We start from the raw sequence: 16331 nt of genomic DNA on the forward strand, positions 1-16331 counted from the left end.
GCGTAGGACTGCGCAGCACAGGACTTCGCGGCACAGTAGTTCGCGACGTTGGACGGCGCGACGTCGGACGGCTCGGGGCGGTGCGGCGTGGGCGCCCGCCCTGGGCCGACCGGCCCGGACCCCCCGGTACGGCCGGTGCGGCCTGTGCGGTCGGGCTCAGCCCGCCTGGGCGTAGTCCGTCAGTATCACACCGGTCGCGAGGGACTCCTCGTACTCGGTGCGGGCCGTCTCCAGCAGCCTGCGCCACGAGATGACCGTCGGGCGGCGGCGCAGCAGCGCCCGGCGCTCGCGCTCCGTCATCCCGCCCCAGACCCCGAACTCCACCCGGTTGTCCAGGGCGTCCGCGAGGCACTCCGTCCGCACGGGGCAGCCGCTGCACACCGCCTTGGCGCGGTTCTGCGCCGCCCCCTGGACGAACAGTTCGTCCGGATCACTCGTGCGGCAGGCGGCCTGCGCACTCCAGTCGTCAACCCAGCCCATCCCGGCGCCGTCCTCTCCCGTATCGAGGCTCCCCCACGGCGGCAACGGCATATTCACCGTTGCCAGTTGAGGACGTTACGGAAGAACGACAGCTTGCAACAGCCCCTTCGGGCTCAATCTCGCATGACCCGATTGGACTATGGGTACCGGTCAGCTCACTCGTTGGAGTGATCGCAGGTCACATGCCTTGCCAATGCGTAGTCCCCCACTCTCGCCACAGGCGCCATCACGGAGAGCGACCATTCGCGCGAATGCCACAGCCCCCAGCCGCCACAGAACCCGGTCATCCACGGGCAATTCGGGCAACTCTCGCCACCCACACGAGTGAATGATGTTGACGCACCGAAGCTGTACCAAGCTTGTGACAAGCCTAGGCGAACACCTGCCCCGATGTACGGGAATCCGCGACGTAGGGTTCTCCCCATGGCACCGAAGCGCCCCCAGGCATCCCAGCCCCCAGGCAACACCGGAGCTCCGCGCGGCAGGTCCGGCGGATCACCGTTGGAGCACGTCGGCAACGGCGTGAAGTTCCTGGGCGTCAGCGTGCTCTCCGGAGTCCTGCTGGCAGGCCTCGCCCTGCCCGCCGTCGGCGCCATGGGGCTGACCGCCAAGGACACGGCGGAGAGCTTCGACAACATCCCCGACGACTTCAAGACGCCGCCGCTCACCCAGGCAACCCAGATCTTCGACGCCAAGGGCGGCCTGATCGCCAAGGTCTACGAGCGCGACCGCACCGTCCTCACGGTCGACCAGATGTCGCCGTTCATGCGGCAGGCCCAGGTGGACATCGAGGACGCCCGCTTCTACGAGCACGGCGCCATCGACCTCAAGGGCATCCTCCGCGCGGCCAGCAAGAACGCCGAGAGCGGCACCGCCTCCCAGGGTGCGTCGACGCTGACCCAGCAGTACGTGAAGAACGTCAACGTGGAGAAGGCCGGCGACGACCAGGCGGCCGTCCTGGAGGCCCAGCGCAAGACCCTGGGCCGCAAGATCCAGGAGCTCAAGGTCGCGATCAAGCTGGAGGAGGACCTGACCAAGGATCAGATCCTCACCAACTACCTCAACATCACCTTCTACGGCCACCAGGCCTACGGCGTCGAGGCGGCCTCCCAGCGCTACTTCAGCAAGAGCAACAAGGACCTGACCGTCGCCGAGGCCGCCACCCTGGCCGGCATGGTGCAGAACCCGTCGTCCTACGACCCGGTGCGCTACCCCGAGAACACGGTCAAGCGCCGCAACGTCGTGATCGACAAGATGCTCGAGAACAAGCACATCACCGCGGACCAGGCGAAGGAGGCGAAGGCCGCCCCGCTGGGTCTGAAGTACAAGGACCCGCAGAACGGCTGCATCACCGCCCAGGCCGGGATGGGCTTCTTCTGCGACTTCGTCCGCCACGTGGTCAAGCAGGACCCCGCGTTCGGCAAGAGCGCCGACGAGCGCAAGAAGCTCTGGGACACCGGCGGCCTGAACATCTACACCACGCTGGACCCGGACAAGCAGGCCGCGGCCCAGAACGCCGTCACCAAGCTGGTGTACGTCACCGACCCGGTGTCGGCCGCCGCGACCATGATGGAGCCGGGCACCGGCAAGATCCTGGCGATGGCCCAGACCCGCCCGTACGGCCTGGACGCCAACAAGAACCAGACCGTCGTCAACCTCAACGTCGACGCGGCGATGGGCGGCGGCAACGGCTTCCAGCCGGGGTCGACCTTCAAGCCGATCGTGGCCGCCGCCGCCCTCGAGTCCGGCATCCAGCCCACTCAGCAGTACAAGTCGGAGAACCGCATCGAGTGGCCGACGATGAAGACCTGCGAGGGCACCTGGAAGAACACGGAGAAGGGCAAGGCCCGGACCGTGCCCAACGAGTCCGAGAGCGAGAAGGGCCCCTACGACCTCAAGACGGCCATGGCCATGTCGGTCAACACCTACTTCGTCGAGATGGAGGCCGACATGGGCCTCTGCCCGGTGAAGCAGATGGCCAACAAGCTCGGCATCACCACCAAGGCGAGCGGCAAGCCCCTCGAGGAGGTCCCCTCGATGGGCCTCGGCGTGCAGGAGATGTCGCCGCTGACCATGGCGAACGTCTACGCGACCTTCGCCGCGCACGGCAAGTACTGCACCCCGATCGCCATCAACAAGATCACCACGGTGGACGGCAAGGACATGGCGGTCCCGCAGTCGGCGTGCAGCCAGGCCTTCTCGGAGTCCACGGCCGACGCCATGAACACCGTGCTGAGCGGCGTGACCGAGAAGGGCACCGGTAAGGACCTCGGTCTCGACGACGGCCGCCCGATCGCCGGCAAGACCGGCACCTCGGACGAGAAGCGCGCCGCCTGGTTCAGCGGCTACACCCCGCAGCTGGCCACCTCGGTCTGGCTCGGCGGCCCGGCCGGCGGCGTCCCGATGAAGAACATCAAGATCGGCCCGACCCCCTTCGCCGAGGTCTTCGGTGCCACCGGCCCCGGCCCGATCTGGCGCATGGCGATGAACCAGGCCCTGAAGGGCGCCCCGGTGGAGCAGTTGCCCACCGCGAACATCCCGGACATGCCCAAGCCGGACCCGGCGGCCGGGGCCACCCCGCCGGCCGACCCGAACACCCCGCCGGCCGGCGCCAACCCCCCGCCGCAGCAGGGCGGCGGCGCCCCCGGCGGCGGGAACAACGGCGGCGGGAACAACGGCGGCGGCACCCCCGGCGGAATGATCGGCGGCGGGTTCACCTTCCCGCCGGGCATGATCGGCGGCGGCGGGAACAACGGCGGCAAGCACGGCGGCGGCAACGGCTGACCGAGCCGCCCGGGCCGAGCCCGCGGAACAGTAGCGAAGGGGCGTCCTCCGGTTCGGAGGACGCCCCTTCGGCGTGTTGCCGGGGTGACGGGCCGTCGGGCCCTGGAGAGCCCCTTACGGGCCCTCCAGGGCCGCTCGATTCCGGCCAGAGCCGGCTTGACCCGACGACCCCGGGCCGCCCGCGGTCAGGACAGCGCGGCCTTCACGGCGGCGGCGACCCGGCCACCCTCGGCCAGGCCCTCCACCTGAGGCTTCACCAGCTTCATCACGGCGCCCATCGCCTGCGGGCCGCTCGCCCCGGTCTCGGCCACGGCGGCCGCCACGATCGCGGCGAGCTCCTCGTCGGAGAGCTGCTTGGGCAGGTAGGTCGCCAGCACCTCGCCCTCGGCCCGTTCCCGGGCGGCCTGGTCGGTGCGACCGGCGCCGTCGAAGGCCTCGGCGGCCTCCCGGCGCTTCTTCGCCTCGCGGCCGATCACCTTCAGCACGTCGGCGTCGGACAGCTCGCGCTTCTGCTTTCCCGCCACCTCTTCGCTGGTGACGGCGGACAGCGTGAGCCGGATGGTGGACGCGCGCAGCTCGTCCCGGACCCTGATGGCAGCCGTGAGGTCCTCCTGCAGCTGCTCCTTGAGCGTTGTCATTTCCTCTTCTTATCCTTCGGCTGTGGGTGGTCTCAACCGGTTTCCACCGGGTATCCCCTGCGGATTGTGCAGGTGAACGAGTATGCCGTGCCGAGGCCGGCCGGGGTCATGTGACGACGCGTCGGACGGTGGCCGATCGCGACCGGGAAGGGGCAGTGGATTCCAGTCGACATGGCCGATAACGGCTGCATACTCGCGGCAGAACAGTCGGAAATTGCCGGAAGCACCGAGGAGTTGCCGGTGCCAAAAGGGGCAAATCGAACGTAGCGGCAGGTTCGCGAAATAGTCCGCGTAGTACACTCGTTCGCAGCTAGCTTGAGTATCCTAACGGGCTGTGGTCACCTCACCGATAACGGCCGCTCCCGAGCCGCAGCAGAAAGCCGCTGTCAAGTCCCCAACTCATTTTTCCACGGTTCTGACACATCGCGACCCACGCTCGGCGCGAGTGCTTCCGCATGCGCTCCGCCATGACCGCGTGGTCAGTAATGATCGTTTCCGGAGTGATTGGCGCCGCAGTCCGGCGCGTTAAGTTCCGACTTGGATTCTGCTCACGACAGCAGGAAGCGCGGGGGAATGGACAACAATCAGCTTCGCTCCATGTTAGTAACCCAACGAAAGATGGTCGGCTGGAGCCAGGAGCAATTAGCCGAGCATTCCAATGTCAGTGTGCGGACCATTCGCAATCTGGAAACCGGCGCCATCAAGAATCCGCGGCGCAGTTCCGTGGAACTCCTGGTCGGCGCCCTGCTGTCCGCGGCGACCAGCCAGGACACCCTGATATCCCACGTTGCCAATGCGGGTAATCCGACCGGGATGCTGTCCTCCCGACTGGAACCCGGTCTGCTGACCAATGTCGTCGAGGTTCCGGACAACGCCCGGTGGCAGGGGCTGCGCCCCAAGACGGACATCACCGTCGGGCGCCAGGCCGACCTGCTGCACGTGGTGACCACCCTCCGGCCGGGCCGGCCGCTGGTGCTCACCGGCCCCGCCGGCGTTGGGAAGACCCGGCTGGCACTGGATTCCGCGGCCCATCTGCTCGACCGCTTCCGCGACGGCGTGGTGGTCCTGGAGCTCGGCTCGGTGACCCCCGAGAGTGTCGACGCCGGCGCCGCCTCGGCGGAGGTGCAACGCTCGCTCGACACCCTGCTGCACGGCTACGACCGGGACCCGCGGACCAACCCCGAGCTGCAGATGATGGTCGTCATCGACAACGCCGAGCACGTCATCGGCGCGGCGACCCGGCAGGTCAGGATGCTGCTGGACCGGCATCCCGCGCTCCACATCCTGATCACCTCGCTGCGGGCGCCGGCCTCCATCCCGGCGGACCTGTGGGAGGTGTCGCCGCTGTCGGTCGACTACCCCGAGGGCAGCTACGGCTGCCCGCCCGCCGCCGAGCTGTTCTGCCGCCGGGTGCACTCCATCGTCCCGACGCTGGACCTCAGTGACCAGATGCCGCAGGTGGTGGAGCTCTGCCGGCGGCTGGGCGGTCTCGCGCTCGCCATCGAGAACGCCGCCTTCCGGATGCGCTCGGTGCCCCTGCAGGTCCTGGTGGACGAGTGCCAGGTGCTGCCGATCCTCGGCCAGGACGAGGTGGGCGGGCTGTCCCACCACCGCTCGCTGCACCGCAGCCTCGCCTGGGCGTACGGACTGCTCGACGACCGGCAGCGCAGAGCCCTCAGACAGCTGTCCCGCTTTCCCGATGAATTCACCATCGACGATGTCCGGCAGGAACCGGTCGACGGCGGCCGGGAGCCCTCCCGCAATATCGATGTGCTGGCCGATCTCGTGGATTTCTCCGTCATCCAGGTGAAACGTGGCCACCAGTACGCGTACCGGGTCCCCCGGATGATGCGCGAGTACGTCAACGCCATTCCGGCCTGAGGCCGGCACACACACTCACACCGTCCGCTCGTCGGGGCGCTTTCCGTCCATGCCGGCCGTACTGCCGCGCCCGGAATCATTTCCGGGCCGGCCCGGTTGTCGGGCGATCATTCGATCGAATCGACCGGTTCGCTCCTCCGGCCTGTCCGGAAACGCCTCTGCGGCACATTCAGCACTGCCCGGCGAAACGCCCTGAGCGCAAATGGGGATCGATGACCACGATAGACTCCTCCGTCCGCAACGACAGAACCGACGAAACGTCGGACGAAACTCCGCTGCCGGAAACCGGTGTGGCGCCCCTGGTGGACGGCGCGAAACTGATCGGTGATCCCCGGGACAGCGCCGTCGTCCGGGCTTCACACCGCGTTTACGAACACTTGATTGCGATGTTCGCGCCCGGCATGATCGAGGCCGCATTCGACCTCGGTGTGTTCGTCGCCCTGGCGGAGGGCCCGGCCACCCCGGCCGCGCTCGCCGAGCGACTGGACGCCGACACCCACGGCCTGCGGGTGCTGCTCGACGGCCTGTACTGCTACGACATCGTCCAGCGGTCGCGCACCGAGGACGGTCAGGATGTCTACCGGCTGGTGGACGGCATGGCCGAGTGCCTGCTGCCCGGCGGCCTGTACAGCCTGGCCGGCCGGATCGGCTACGACCGGGCGATCGGCTGGGACGTCTGGCGCAACCTCGCGGACCACGTCAAGCGGCCCGCCCGCGGCGCGGACGGCGACTACCAGGCCAACCAGCTGTCCGCCGAGGACTACGAGCAGGTGGCCCGCGGCATCAACTTCTGGGCACCGCCGATCGTCGAGTCGCTCGCCAACCTCCTGGCGGAGGAAGAGGGTTGGAAGGGCGAGGCGGACCGCTCGATGCTCGACGTCGGCTGCGGCACCGGCATCTACAGCCAGCTGCTCCTGCAGCGCTTCAGGGGACTGCGGGCCACCGGCCTGGACCACCCGCGGATCGTGCCCATCGCCCGCGGGCAGGCGGAGCGGCTGGGCGTGCAGGACCGGTTCGAACCGGTGGAGCGCAACTTCTTCACCGAGGCGTGGGACACCGGCCAGGACCTCGTCCTGCTGGTGAACATCTTCCACCTCCAGACCGCGGAGGGCTCCGAGGAGCTCATGCGACGGGCGGCGCAGGCGGTGCGCCAGGGCGGCGTGGTCGCCATCGTCGACCACATCGTGGACGACGAGACCGACGCCCAGTCGATCCAGAACCGCTTCTTCCGACTGTTCGCCGCGTCGATGCTCGTCACCGGCGGCGGAGACTCCTTCTCCCTGGCGGACTACGACCAATGGCTCGACCGGGCCGGCCTGGTGAGGACGGCACTGGTCGACACCCCGATGCACCGGATCCTGCTCGCCCGGCGCCCGTGAACACCACCAGCCCGGCCGAACCCCCTGTTCGGCCTGCCGGATTCCATTCCTCAGAGGGGACCAGGACGTGACCGACAACCTCGTGCTCGAAGCGGCGAGAATGACCGCCGCCGACATCTTCAACGCCACCGTCGCATCCTCGGCGATCGGCGCCGCCTGGGAGGTCGGGGCGCTCGACGAACTGGCGGACCAGGACAAGCTGGACGTCGCCGAGTTCTCGGAACGCAACGACCTCGACCGGTTCGCCGTCGAGGGCATGTTCCAGGCACTGGCCAGCGTCCGCATCGTGCAGCGGCAGGGCGCCCTGATCGTCGGCGACGTGAACTTCGCCGAGGTGTACCGCGCCAAGGCCTTCTACCACTGGCTGTCCCGCGGCTGCGCGTCGCTCTTCGCCGACATGCCCGCCGTGCTGAAGAACGAGAACCGGATCGGCGACTTCTACCGCCGCGACTCGGCCGCCATCGCGATCGCCTGCCGCGACATCAACTCGAACTTCTTCGACCCGGTGTTCAAGAAGGCCCTGGGCTCGGTCGGTGAGTTCGGCAAGATCGCCGACCTCGGCTGCGGCAGCGGCGAGCGCATCATCAGCGTGCTGCGGCAGAACCCGAACGCTACCGGCCTCGGCATCGACATCGCCGAGGGCGCGCTGGGCGTGGCCCGGGCCTCGACCAAGGAGGCCGGCTTCGAGGGCAAGGTGTCCTTCGTCAAGGACGACGCCACCAACCCGCAGCCGCACCCGGAGTTCGCCGACGTCGACCTCCTGACCTCCTTCCTGATGGGCCACGACTTCTGGCCGCGGGAGAACTGCATCGCCTCCCTGCGCGGGCTGCGCGAGGCGTTCCCGAACGTCAAGCGCTTCCTGCTCGGCGACACCGCGATGACCACCGACATCCCGGACTCCGAGATCCCGGTCTTCACCCTGGGCTTCGAGGTCGCGCACCGCATGATGGGTGCCTACCTGCCGACCCTGGAGGAGTGGAACGGTGTGTTCGAGGAGGGCGGCTGGCGCCTGGTCGAGGCGCACCGCGTGGTGACCCCGGCGGACAGCGTGATCTTTGAGCTCGAGCCGCTTGCCGCCTGATGACACGGAAGTGCTCCGGGGCCGAGCACCCCGGAGCACTTCTCGCTGTGTACAGACAGTTTGACGAGACGTCAGTTCGCCTGGGCGTCGCTCTCCTCGGCCTTGGGCATGGTGTAGCCCGGGCCGGTGGGCCGCACCTCGGTGATGCCGGGAGCGCGCCGCATCATCACGCCCTGCTGGACGGCCAGCGTCACACCGACCCCGAGCCAGACCCCGTTGCCGTTGAACCGGCCGTGGAAGAAGACCACTTCGACGCCGCCGACGATCAGGCGCTCGGCCAGGTTCGCCACCCACAGTTTGGCGGTGGTCCGGCCGCCCTTGCGCAGCAGTCGGCCGGTCTGGTCGCGCCACATGGGCATCGTCAGACCGCGGTAGTAGCCGAAGACCAGCGAGAACGCCAGGCCGATGAGCAGGAAGACGATGCTGGTCGTCTTCGCCTCGGCCGGGCCCGGCGGCAGGAAGCCGCGCAGCACGAGCATCGCGACCCACAGGAAGGTCTGGGCCCTGACGTCGCGGACGCTGAACTGGGAGACGAGGACGATCGCCGTGATGAGGACGATGAACGCCACGTTGAGTACGGCGAAGACCGTGTCGTCCGCGGGCGAGTGCTGAGCGGCCAGGGATCCCCAGGATGCCAACAGCGTCATTGAGCCACCTCGGTGGTGTTAGGGGTGATGGTCGGACCAAGTGCCTTGGGACAGAAGGTCGCTGAGCGCGGAAACCACCGCGGCCGGGGCGGTGCGCGGGCGCCGGCTGCCGAAGGCGCCCGCGTCGGCGCCGGCCGGCGGCCGGCAGATCACCCGCGGTCGGGGTCGCGACGCCACAACACAGCTGATAATCCTGGGAGTTGATGGCGACATCGACGGCACACCGGTGTCCATGCTCCGAGCATAGGGGGCGGACTCGGCCGATCTCCAGGCAAACCGACGGCAATCCGGTCACCCGTCGAGTTGGTGCGGTCACCGAACGTTCGATCTTGCCGAGTCGTTGCCGGAGCCGATGCCTGGAATGTCGGGCCCCGACCCGGCGACGATCCATGTATGACCGACATCGCCTCCGCCCAGATCCCTGATGTGATCAGTCAGCTGGTCCACCTCATCGCACCGACCAAGAAGGACCAGATCGGTCCGGACACCAAGCTCGTCAGCGAACTGAGCTACCACTCGCTCGCGATGGTCCAGCTGGGCCTCACCATCGAGGACGTCTTCGAGTTCGACAGCCTGCCCCAGGAGCGCGCCTCGCAGCTGGAGGCCGTCCACGACATCGTCGAGCTCGTCCGGGAGATGCTGGACGAGGGCGAGGGTGCCCTGCCGACCGTCGACCACCTGCAGTCCATCGTCGTCCCGCTCGGCGGTGACTGGCCGCCGGCGTCCTGACCGCGCGACACCGCACATGTCCTGACGCTGCGTCACCGCCCCCGGGCCAGGCACCGACCTGGCCCGGGGGCGGACCCATGTCCGGGCGGCCCGGGTCCGACCGGTTCGTGTCCGGGGCCCGGGTCCGGGGCTCAGGCCCCGGCGCGGAAGGCCAGCACGGTGTTGTGCCCGCCGAAGCCCGCGCTCTGGGTGAGCGCCACCAGCGGACCGGCGCGCAGCGGGCGGGGCGCGAGGCGGACCACGTCCAGGTCAATCGCGTCGTCCAGGTCGTCCAGGTTGATGGTGGGCGGGGCGGTGCGGTGGTGCAGGGCCAGGACGGTGGCCACCGCGGCCAGTGAGCCGGAGGCGCCGATCAGGTGCCCGGCCGAGGACTTGACGGCCGACACGGCCGGCCGCACGCCGTCCAGCACGGTACGGATCGCCAGCGCCTCGGCCGCGTCGCCCACCGAGGTGGAGGAGGCGTGCGCGCTGACGTGGCCGACCTCGGCCGGCTCCACCCCGCCGTCCGCGAGCGCGCGCCGGATGGCCCGCGCCATCCCCTCGCCGTCCGGGTGCGGGCGGGTGATGTGGTGTGCGTCGGCGCTCGCCCCGGCCCCGGCGAACTCGGCGTAGATCCGGGCGCCACGCCGCCGGGCGTGCTCACCGGACTCCAGCACCAGCACCGCCGCGCCCTCGCCGAGGACGAAGCCGTCCCGCTGCTTGTCGAACGGCCGGGAGGCGCAGGACGGGGCGTCGTTGTTGCGGGACAGCGCCTTCATCGCCGCGAAGGCGGTGATCGCCATCGGGTTGATGACCGCCTCCGTGCCGCCGGCCACCACCACGTCGGCCCGGCCCAGCCGGATGAGGTCCAACCCGGCCGCGATGGCGTCGGCGCCCGCCGCGCAGGCCGTCGAGGGCGCGTGGGCCGCCGCCGTGGCGTTCAGCTCCAGCGCGCACAGCGCCGCGGCGGCGTTGTTCATCAGCATCGGCAGGGTGAACGGCGAGACCCGGCGGGTGTCCCCGGCCCGGATCAGGTCGTGCGCCGGCAGCAGGGTGCTCAGGCCGCCGATGCCGCTGCCGATGACCACCGCGAGGCGCTCCGACTCCGGGTGCCCCGGCGCGCCCGCGGCGGTGCTGAAGCCGGCGTCCCGCCAGGCCTCCCGCTGGGCCAGCAGCGCGAACTGGGCGGACCGGTCGGTGCGCCGGGCCTGGACCCGGTCGATCAGCGGGGCCGGTTCCACGGCGGCCGGGGCCGCGATCCGCACCGGCAGGTCCTCGGCCCAGGGCTGGGTGATCGCGACCGCCGCCGAGACCCCGTCGAGCAGTGCCTTCCAGGTGGACCGGGCGTCGCCGCCCAGCGGCGTGGTGGCGCCGAGCCCGGTGATGACGACGTCGTCGCGCTGCACAGGCACGCGGCTCCTCCGATTCGTTCTTGTCGTTCTTGTCGTTCTTGTCGTTCTCGTCGTTCTTGTTGTTCTTGTCGTTCGGGTGACGGCGCCGGTCGCCCTGCGGGTCAGTCGATGCCGACGAAGGCTTCCGGCTTGGCCAGCTGCTCGCTCAGGAACAGGTCGCGCAGCTTGGGGCTGAGCAGGCCGACCTGCCGCAGGATGTGGATGACCTGCTGGAACAGCAGCTGGCGGTAGCCGAACATCATCGGGTCGTTCATCGCGAAGGTGATGCCGGCCTCGACGTCCAGCTCCATGCGCTCCCACACCTCGCGCAGCAGGAAGCGGCGGGACATCAGGAAAACCGACTCCAGCAGGAACTCCTCCCGCCCCGCGCGCTCCTTGCTGTTCATCTGCTCGTACATGCCGGTGAGCGAGACCACGCCGAAGCCGATGTGCCGCGCCTCGTCCTTGGCGATCATCCGGGTGATCTGGGTGATGATCGGCTCCCCGAAGCCGGTGCCCGCCAGGCGGGTCGCCGCCAGGGCGAGGCCCTCGACGATCACCTGCATGCCGAGGTAGACGATGTCCCAGTCGGACTCCGTGAGCAGGTCGCGCAGCAGCGACTTGAGGCCCGGGTTGATCGGGTAGGAGTTGCCCAGCTTCTCGTCGATGTACTTGGCGTACGCCTCGACGTGCCGCGCCTCGTCGGCGACCTGGGCGGCCGCGTAGATCTTGGCCTCCATGTCGGGCACGGTCTCCACCAGCCGGGCGGTGGTCACCAGGGCGCCCTGTTCACCGTGCAGGAACTGACTGATCATCCAGGACAGGTACTCCCACCGGAACTGGTTGATCAGTTCCTCGGGAACCGGGCTGCCCTCGCCGCGGAAGTTCTGCAACCCGGTGCTCTGCCCCTCGTTCAGCAGCGAGCCGAACCGGACCTCGTGGTTCCAGTCGATATCGGTCGCGGCATTCCACTGCGAGATCTTGCTCTTCTCGTAGAGCGACCAGAGGCGATTGTTGCGTTCGCCGTAGTTCCAGTTGAGATTGGCCTTGAACGCGGCGTCGACCTCCATCAGACTCTCCCTGGTCCGGTCCAGGGTGAACAGCACGGTTTCGCGCTCGTGGAATTCGGTAGTCATCGCCGCCGGGCCCCTTCGGATTGACGTACTGCCACACCGGATACTCTCGGGCGAAAGGCACGCGAAAACCTAGGCACTCACTGGGCAACTTGCAGGCATGATGAGTTGCCTGCGCCCCTGCCTGGAACGACACAAAGCCCCCTGGCGACACTGCACCGGAACACCGCTGGGCGTTCCGTATTCCCGCGCACAGGAGCCAGCCGTATGGAGCCGAATTCCGTTCCCCGTCCGACCCGGCAGCTGACCGCCGAGCTCGAAGGGCTGCTGGGCGACCCGCTGGACCCGTCCGGCCCGTACTCCTTCGCCGAGGTCGTGGCGCACGAGGAACTCGGCGAGGTCCCGCCCGGCGCGGAGCGGCTGCTCCTGGACTGGGGCCTGCCGGAGCGCCTCGTCCCGGCGGTGGCCGGCGGGCGGATGCTCAACCTGGAGTCGGTCCTGGCGGTGACCCGCTCGCTGGCGCGCCGCAACCTGACCATGGCGGTGATGTTCGGCTCCAGCATGCTCGGCTGCCAGCCGGTCTGGCTGTGGGGAACGCCCGAGCAGCAGAAGCGGATCGCCGAGGCGGTGACCACCGGGGACAAGCTGTGCTTCGGCATCTCCGAGGCCGAGGTCGGCAGCGACCTGACCACCACGGCCACCACCGCCGTGCTCGACGGCGAGCACTACGTCCTGGACGGCGAGAAGTGGCCGGTCGGCAACGGCAACCGGGCCCGCTTCTACACGGTGCTCGCCCAGGGCCCGCGCGGCCCGATGCTGCTGCTGGCCGACCGGCGCGAGCTGGACCCGGACAGCGTCGAGCCCAAGCCGATCGTCCGCGCCCTGGGCCTGCGCGGCCACGACGTGAGCGGCGTCAGGTTCACCGGCTCCCGGGTGCCCGCCGCCGGCGCGGTCATCGGCCGGCCCGGCCGCGCCCTGATCGACACCGTCCGCACCCTGCAGATCACCCGCACCGCGATCGGCGGCATGTCCCTGGGCAGCATGGACGCCGCGCTGCGGATCGGGCTGGACTACGCGCACGAGCGCCGGCTGTACGGCGCCGAGATCTACCGGCTCCCGGTGGTCCGCCAGCACCTCGTCGACGCGCACCTGGACCTGCTGATCTGCGACTGCGTGGCGATCCCGGTGGCCCGGGCGCTGACCCTCGCCCCGGCCCGGCTGGCCCTGTGGTCCTCGGTGGTCAAGTACCTGGTGCCGGTGATCGGCGAGGAGACCCTGGAGCAGATGTCCAAGGTGCTCGCGGCCCGCAGCTACCTGCGCGAACTGGTCGCCTCCGGCGCCTTCCAGAAGATCCGCCGGGACCACTGCATCACCTCGATCTTCGAGGGCACCACGCACGTCAACCTGTTCAACATCGCGACCCAGCTGGCCGCGCTGGCCCCGCTCGCCGACCGGCCCACCGAAGGCGGAGAGGAACTGCTGGCCCGGCTGTTCGACCTCTCCGCCGAGGCCCCGGTCTGGGAGCCGGACGGCAACAGGCTGGCCCTCGCGACCAACGGGCAGGACGAGATCACCCGGGGCTGGGGCACCGCGGTGGAGCGGCTGGCCCGGGTGGCCACGGCCGAGTGCGCGCCCGGGCAGGCTCGCGACCTGGCCGAGGTGGTGGCCGAACTGGACCGCCGCCGGGCCGCGCTGTACGGGCGCATCGCGGAGCGCGGCATCGAGGCGGCCTCGGTGGCCGGCTCACGCACCGCGGAGGACCACTGCGTGTTCCACGCCGCCGCCTCCTGCGTGCACGTCTGGCTGCACAACCGGGGCGCCGCGCCGGACGCCGGCTGGCTCGTCCTGGTGCTCCGACGGCTGCTGCAGCGCCTGGACCGGGACGTGGTGCTGGACGAGCGGGAGACGTACCTGCCGGGGCTGGAGGCCGTGATGGAGGAGTGCCGGGCCGGCCGGCGGTACTTCGGCCTCGAGGCCGTGCTGGAGCACGGCGCGCGGGGCTGACCCGGGCCGAGGACAAGGACGGCGACGACGGAAGGCGGCTCCGACCCGAGGTCGGCGCCGCCTTCGCGCAACTTCCCCTAATCGGCCGTCAGTTGGGCACCAGGGTGACCGGCATGGTGGACGGGACGGTTGTCCGTGGTCACTTGCCGCCTTCGGGAGCGTCCTGGTCGGGCCGCGGCTGCGGCGCGAGGGGTCCGGGGAAGAACGCGGTGGTGGCGCCGGCCGTCTCGCCGCCGTCCACCACGAACTCCTGGCCGGTGACGAACCCGGCCTGGTCGGAGGCGAGGAAGTGGAACACCCCGGCGATCTCCTCCGGGGAGGCGTGCCGGCGCGCCGGGATGCGCTCGTTGACCTCCTCCAGCATCGCGTCGGTGTACTCGGCGCGCTGCATCGGCGTCAGCACCGCGCCGGGGGTGACGCACGCGGTGCGCACCAGCGGGCTGAGCTCCATGGCGAAGGTCTGGCAGAGCGAGGCGACCCCGGCCTTGGTGGCGTTGTACGGCGCGTAGAGCGGGTAGCCGCGGCTGCCGTTGACCGAGGCGGTGGCGAGCAGCACGCCGTGGCCCTGCTCGATCAGGTACGGCGCCGAGTGCCGCCACAGGGCCAGCACGCCGACCAGGTTGACGTCGATGGCGCGGCGCACGTCGGCCTCGGTCAGCTCGAGCACCCCGCCGCGGACGCTGATGCCGGCGTTGGCGATCACCACGTCGAGGCCGCCCCGGGCGGCGTGCACGGTGTCGACGGCCTCCTTGACCGCCTGCCAGTCGGCGACGTCGACCTCGAGGAAGCTCACCGTGCCGGCGCCGCCGTCCAGGCCCGCCGCCGGGGCCGCGGGCTTGGTGATGTCGAGGTTGACCACGTGGTCGCCGGAGGCCGCGAACCGCTCGGCGGTGGCCTTCCCGATGCCGCTGGAGGCGCCGGAGACGATGACTGTGCGCATGGACGAGGGCCTTTCGAAAGATGCCGGGCCCGGGCGCCGGAGCGGCCGGGCCCGGGCCGGGTGTGCGGGTGCGGGGCGGGTGTGCGGGTGCGGGGCGGGTGTGCGGGTGCGGGGCGAGGCCGGGCCCTGGGGATCAGACGATGACCCGGTGCCGGTCGGGGGCGTAACCGGCCAGGTTGCGGCGGAGGTTGCGGCTGACGGTGATCTTCTTCAGCCAGCGGTCGGTGCCGTCGTACCGGGCCTTGAAGGAGCGCCGGCCGTGCGCGGCCTGGTAGTTGTCCACGACCAGCAGGGTGCCGGGGCCGACCACGACCTCCTGCTGGACCCGGGTGAGCTCCGCCATCAGCCGGTCCAGGGCCTCGACGGCCTCCGGGGCGTCGCCGACACAGCGCATGAACGGCAGGTCGATGCGCAGGTACGGGGAGAGGCTGTCGCCGAACAGGGCGCTGGTGGGCGCGGGGTCGTCGGCCATCCGGCGGAGCTTGGCGAGCGCCGGGTGGCCGGGGTCGGAGGTCTCCAGCTGCCGGATGTGCTCGGTGTCCGGGAGGATGTGGAACCGGTCCTGGGAGAGGACCTCCCGGGTGCGGTCGTCGAGTTCGACGTCCCGGACGGAGGCGACGATGGTCGGCACCTCGTCGGCGTTGCGCAGGCCGAACAGGACCAGGTAGTCGCAGCGGTTGGGGTGGAAGCCGTCCTCGGTGTGGAACTCCAGGAGGGCCTCGCTGCCGTAGCCGCTCTGCCGGTCCTCGTCGCCGCGGATCGGCAGGACGTTCTGGATGATGCTGCCCTCCTGGAGGGTGGCCCAGCCGAAGGGCTCGCCCAGCGCGATGCCGACCAGCGCCAGCATGGCCTCCTGGCTGCGGGCCGACTCCGAGGCGATGGCGTCGCGCCAGTGCGCTGGGGTCGGGCCGAGCTCGGCGTCGTCCACCGGGAGTCCGTGCACCAGGCAGGCGGCGGCGGGCTCGCGGCGGCGGAAGTCGGCCAGGAAGGACTGCAGGCCGACCGGCAGCATCCGGTCGAACTGCCAGGCGCGGTCGTAGAAGCCCTCGTCCAGGGGGTTGCCGCAGTCGTCGGCGATCTTGTGGGCGGCCCGGGCCAGTTCGGCGGCCTCGTCCGCGCTCAGGGTGTACTGCGCCGGCCGGCCCCGGAGCGGGGTCGGAGCGGTGGCAGCGGAGCGTTCTTGACGAATCATCAGATGTTCCCTTGCTGTTCTCCGACCGGTTCGGCCGGTGGGGCGGACGGATGGTCCTGTGCCGCCTGCCCGGGGCAGGCGACGGGGTGGTGTCACGGGCGGAGGGCCGAGCAGGGTCCCGGCCGGCTCCTCC

General features: G+C 70.1%; 13 protein-coding genes. 6 read left to right on the forward strand and 7 right to left on the reverse strand.

Annotated elements, in window-relative coordinates:
- Positions 1-156 precede the first annotated feature (156 nt).
- Positions 157-480: a WhiB family transcriptional regulator gene (locus tag ACZ52J_RS28255; protein ID WP_030240986.1), complete on the reverse strand. Its 324-nt coding sequence runs from the start codon at positions 478-480 to the stop codon at positions 157-159.
- A gap of 423 nt (positions 481-903) precedes the next feature.
- On the opposite strand from ACZ52J_RS28255, the gene ACZ52J_RS28260 reads away from it, so the two are divergent.
- Positions 904-3264 (forward strand): transglycosylase domain-containing protein, encoded by a 2361-nt coding sequence (locus ACZ52J_RS28260; protein ID WP_465622713.1) that lies wholly within the window; start codon positions 904-906, stop codon positions 3262-3264.
- Between the two features lie 185 nt (positions 3265-3449).
- Here ACZ52J_RS28260 and ACZ52J_RS28265 read toward each other — a convergent pair whose 3' ends face one another.
- Entirely contained in the window at positions 3450-3902 is a 453-nt protein-coding gene (locus ACZ52J_RS28265) for a GatB/YqeY domain-containing protein (RefSeq protein ID WP_360496292.1), read from the reverse strand.
- 573 nt (positions 3903-4475) lie between these two features.
- Here ACZ52J_RS28265 and ACZ52J_RS28270 point away from each other — a divergent pair.
- The 3 genes from ACZ52J_RS28270 to ACZ52J_RS28280 all read left to right on the forward strand — a co-directional run bounded on the left by ACZ52J_RS28270 (position 4476) and on the right by ACZ52J_RS28280 (position 8243).
- Positions 4476-5783 (forward strand): helix-turn-helix domain-containing protein, encoded by a 1308-nt coding sequence (locus tag ACZ52J_RS28270; RefSeq protein WP_465622714.1) that lies wholly within the window; start codon positions 4476-4478, stop codon positions 5781-5783.
- Between the two features lie 212 nt (positions 5784-5995).
- Positions 5996-7162, forward strand: a complete 1167-nt coding sequence (locus ACZ52J_RS28275) for a class I SAM-dependent methyltransferase (RefSeq protein ID WP_465622716.1) — start codon at positions 5996-5998, stop codon at positions 7160-7162.
- A gap of 67 nt (positions 7163-7229) precedes the next feature.
- Positions 7230-8243 (forward strand): class I SAM-dependent methyltransferase, encoded by a 1014-nt coding sequence (locus ACZ52J_RS28280; RefSeq protein WP_465622718.1) that lies wholly within the window; start codon positions 7230-7232, stop codon positions 8241-8243.
- Between the two features lie 71 nt (positions 8244-8314).
- On the opposite strand, the gene ACZ52J_RS28285 is transcribed toward ACZ52J_RS28280, so the two are convergent.
- A complete protein-coding gene (locus tag ACZ52J_RS28285; RefSeq protein WP_465622720.1) occupies positions 8315-8890 on the reverse strand; it encodes a hypothetical protein in 576 nt (191 codons plus the stop codon).
- 393 nt (positions 8891-9283) lie between these two features.
- Between ACZ52J_RS28285 and ACZ52J_RS28290 the strand changes: the two genes are divergently transcribed.
- Positions 9284-9619, forward strand: a complete 336-nt coding sequence (locus ACZ52J_RS28290) for an acyl carrier protein (RefSeq protein WP_465622722.1) — start codon at positions 9284-9286, stop codon at positions 9617-9619.
- 131 nt (positions 9620-9750) lie between these two features.
- On the opposite strand, the gene ACZ52J_RS28295 is transcribed toward ACZ52J_RS28290, so the two are convergent.
- On the reverse strand, positions 9751-11010 hold the full coding sequence (locus ACZ52J_RS28295; protein WP_465622723.1) for a beta-ketoacyl-[acyl-carrier-protein] synthase family protein: 1260 nt from the start codon (positions 11008-11010) through the stop codon (positions 9751-9753).
- Between the two features lie 101 nt (positions 11011-11111).
- Complete coding sequence (locus tag ACZ52J_RS28300; RefSeq protein WP_465622725.1) at positions 11112-12125, reverse strand: ferritin-like domain-containing protein; 1014 nt, start codon at positions 12123-12125, stop codon at positions 11112-11114.
- A gap of 204 nt (positions 12126-12329) precedes the next feature.
- Between ACZ52J_RS28300 and ACZ52J_RS28305 the strand changes: the two genes are divergently transcribed.
- Positions 12330-14066 carry an acyl-CoA dehydrogenase family protein gene (locus ACZ52J_RS28305; protein ID WP_465622726.1) on the forward strand — a complete coding sequence of 579 codons (1737 nt, stop codon included), beginning with the start codon at positions 12330-12332 and terminating at the stop codon, positions 14064-14066.
- Between the two features lie 139 nt (positions 14067-14205).
- Here ACZ52J_RS28305 and ACZ52J_RS28310 read toward each other — a convergent pair whose 3' ends face one another.
- Entirely contained in the window at positions 14206-15006 is an 801-nt protein-coding gene (locus tag ACZ52J_RS28310) for an SDR family NAD(P)-dependent oxidoreductase (RefSeq protein ID WP_465622728.1), read from the reverse strand.
- A 133-nt stretch (positions 15007-15139) separates the two neighbouring features.
- Positions 15140-16198, reverse strand: a complete 1059-nt coding sequence (gene gntD / locus ACZ52J_RS28315; protein ID WP_465622730.1) for a guanitoxin biosynthesis L-enduracididine beta-hydroxylase GntD — start codon at positions 16196-16198, stop codon at positions 15140-15142.
- Positions 16199-16331 lie beyond the last annotated feature (133 nt).

Source organism: Kitasatospora sp. NPDC034035 (assembly GCF_055575755.1).

Excerpts from the sequence above, each read along its gene's own strand:
- ACZ52J_RS28265 (WP_360496292.1), bottom strand. The coding sequence starts at position 3,902 with ATGACAACGCTCAAGGAGCAGCTGCAGGAGGACCTCACGGCTGCCATC.
- ACZ52J_RS28305 (WP_465622726.1), top strand. The coding sequence starts at position 12,330 with ATGGAGCCGAATTCCGTTCCCCGTCCGACCCGGCAGCTGACCGCCGAG.
- gntD (WP_465622730.1), bottom strand. The coding sequence starts at position 16,198 with ATGATTCGTCAAGAACGCTCCGCTGCCACCGCTCCGACCCCGCTCCGG.
- ACZ52J_RS28300 (WP_465622725.1), bottom strand. The coding sequence starts at position 12,125 with ATGACTACCGAATTCCACGAGCGCGAAACCGTGCTGTTCACCCTGGAC.
- ACZ52J_RS28260 (WP_465622713.1), top strand. The coding sequence starts at position 904 with ATGGCACCGAAGCGCCCCCAGGCATCCCAGCCCCCAGGCAACACCGGA.
- ACZ52J_RS28290 (WP_465622722.1), top strand. The coding sequence starts at position 9,284 with ATGACCGACATCGCCTCCGCCCAGATCCCTGATGTGATCAGTCAGCTG.
- ACZ52J_RS28255 (WP_030240986.1), bottom strand. The coding sequence starts at position 480 with ATGGGCTGGGTTGACGACTGGAGTGCGCAGGCCGCCTGCCGCACGAGT.
- ACZ52J_RS28310 (WP_465622728.1), bottom strand. The coding sequence starts at position 15,006 with ATGCGCACAGTCATCGTCTCCGGCGCCTCCAGCGGCATCGGGAAGGCC.
- ACZ52J_RS28275 (WP_465622716.1), top strand. The coding sequence starts at position 5,996 with ATGACCACGATAGACTCCTCCGTCCGCAACGACAGAACCGACGAAACG.
- ACZ52J_RS28270 (WP_465622714.1), top strand. The coding sequence starts at position 4,476 with ATGGACAACAATCAGCTTCGCTCCATGTTAGTAACCCAACGAAAGATG.
- ACZ52J_RS28285 (WP_465622720.1), bottom strand. The coding sequence starts at position 8,890 with ATGACGCTGTTGGCATCCTGGGGATCCCTGGCCGCTCAGCACTCGCCC.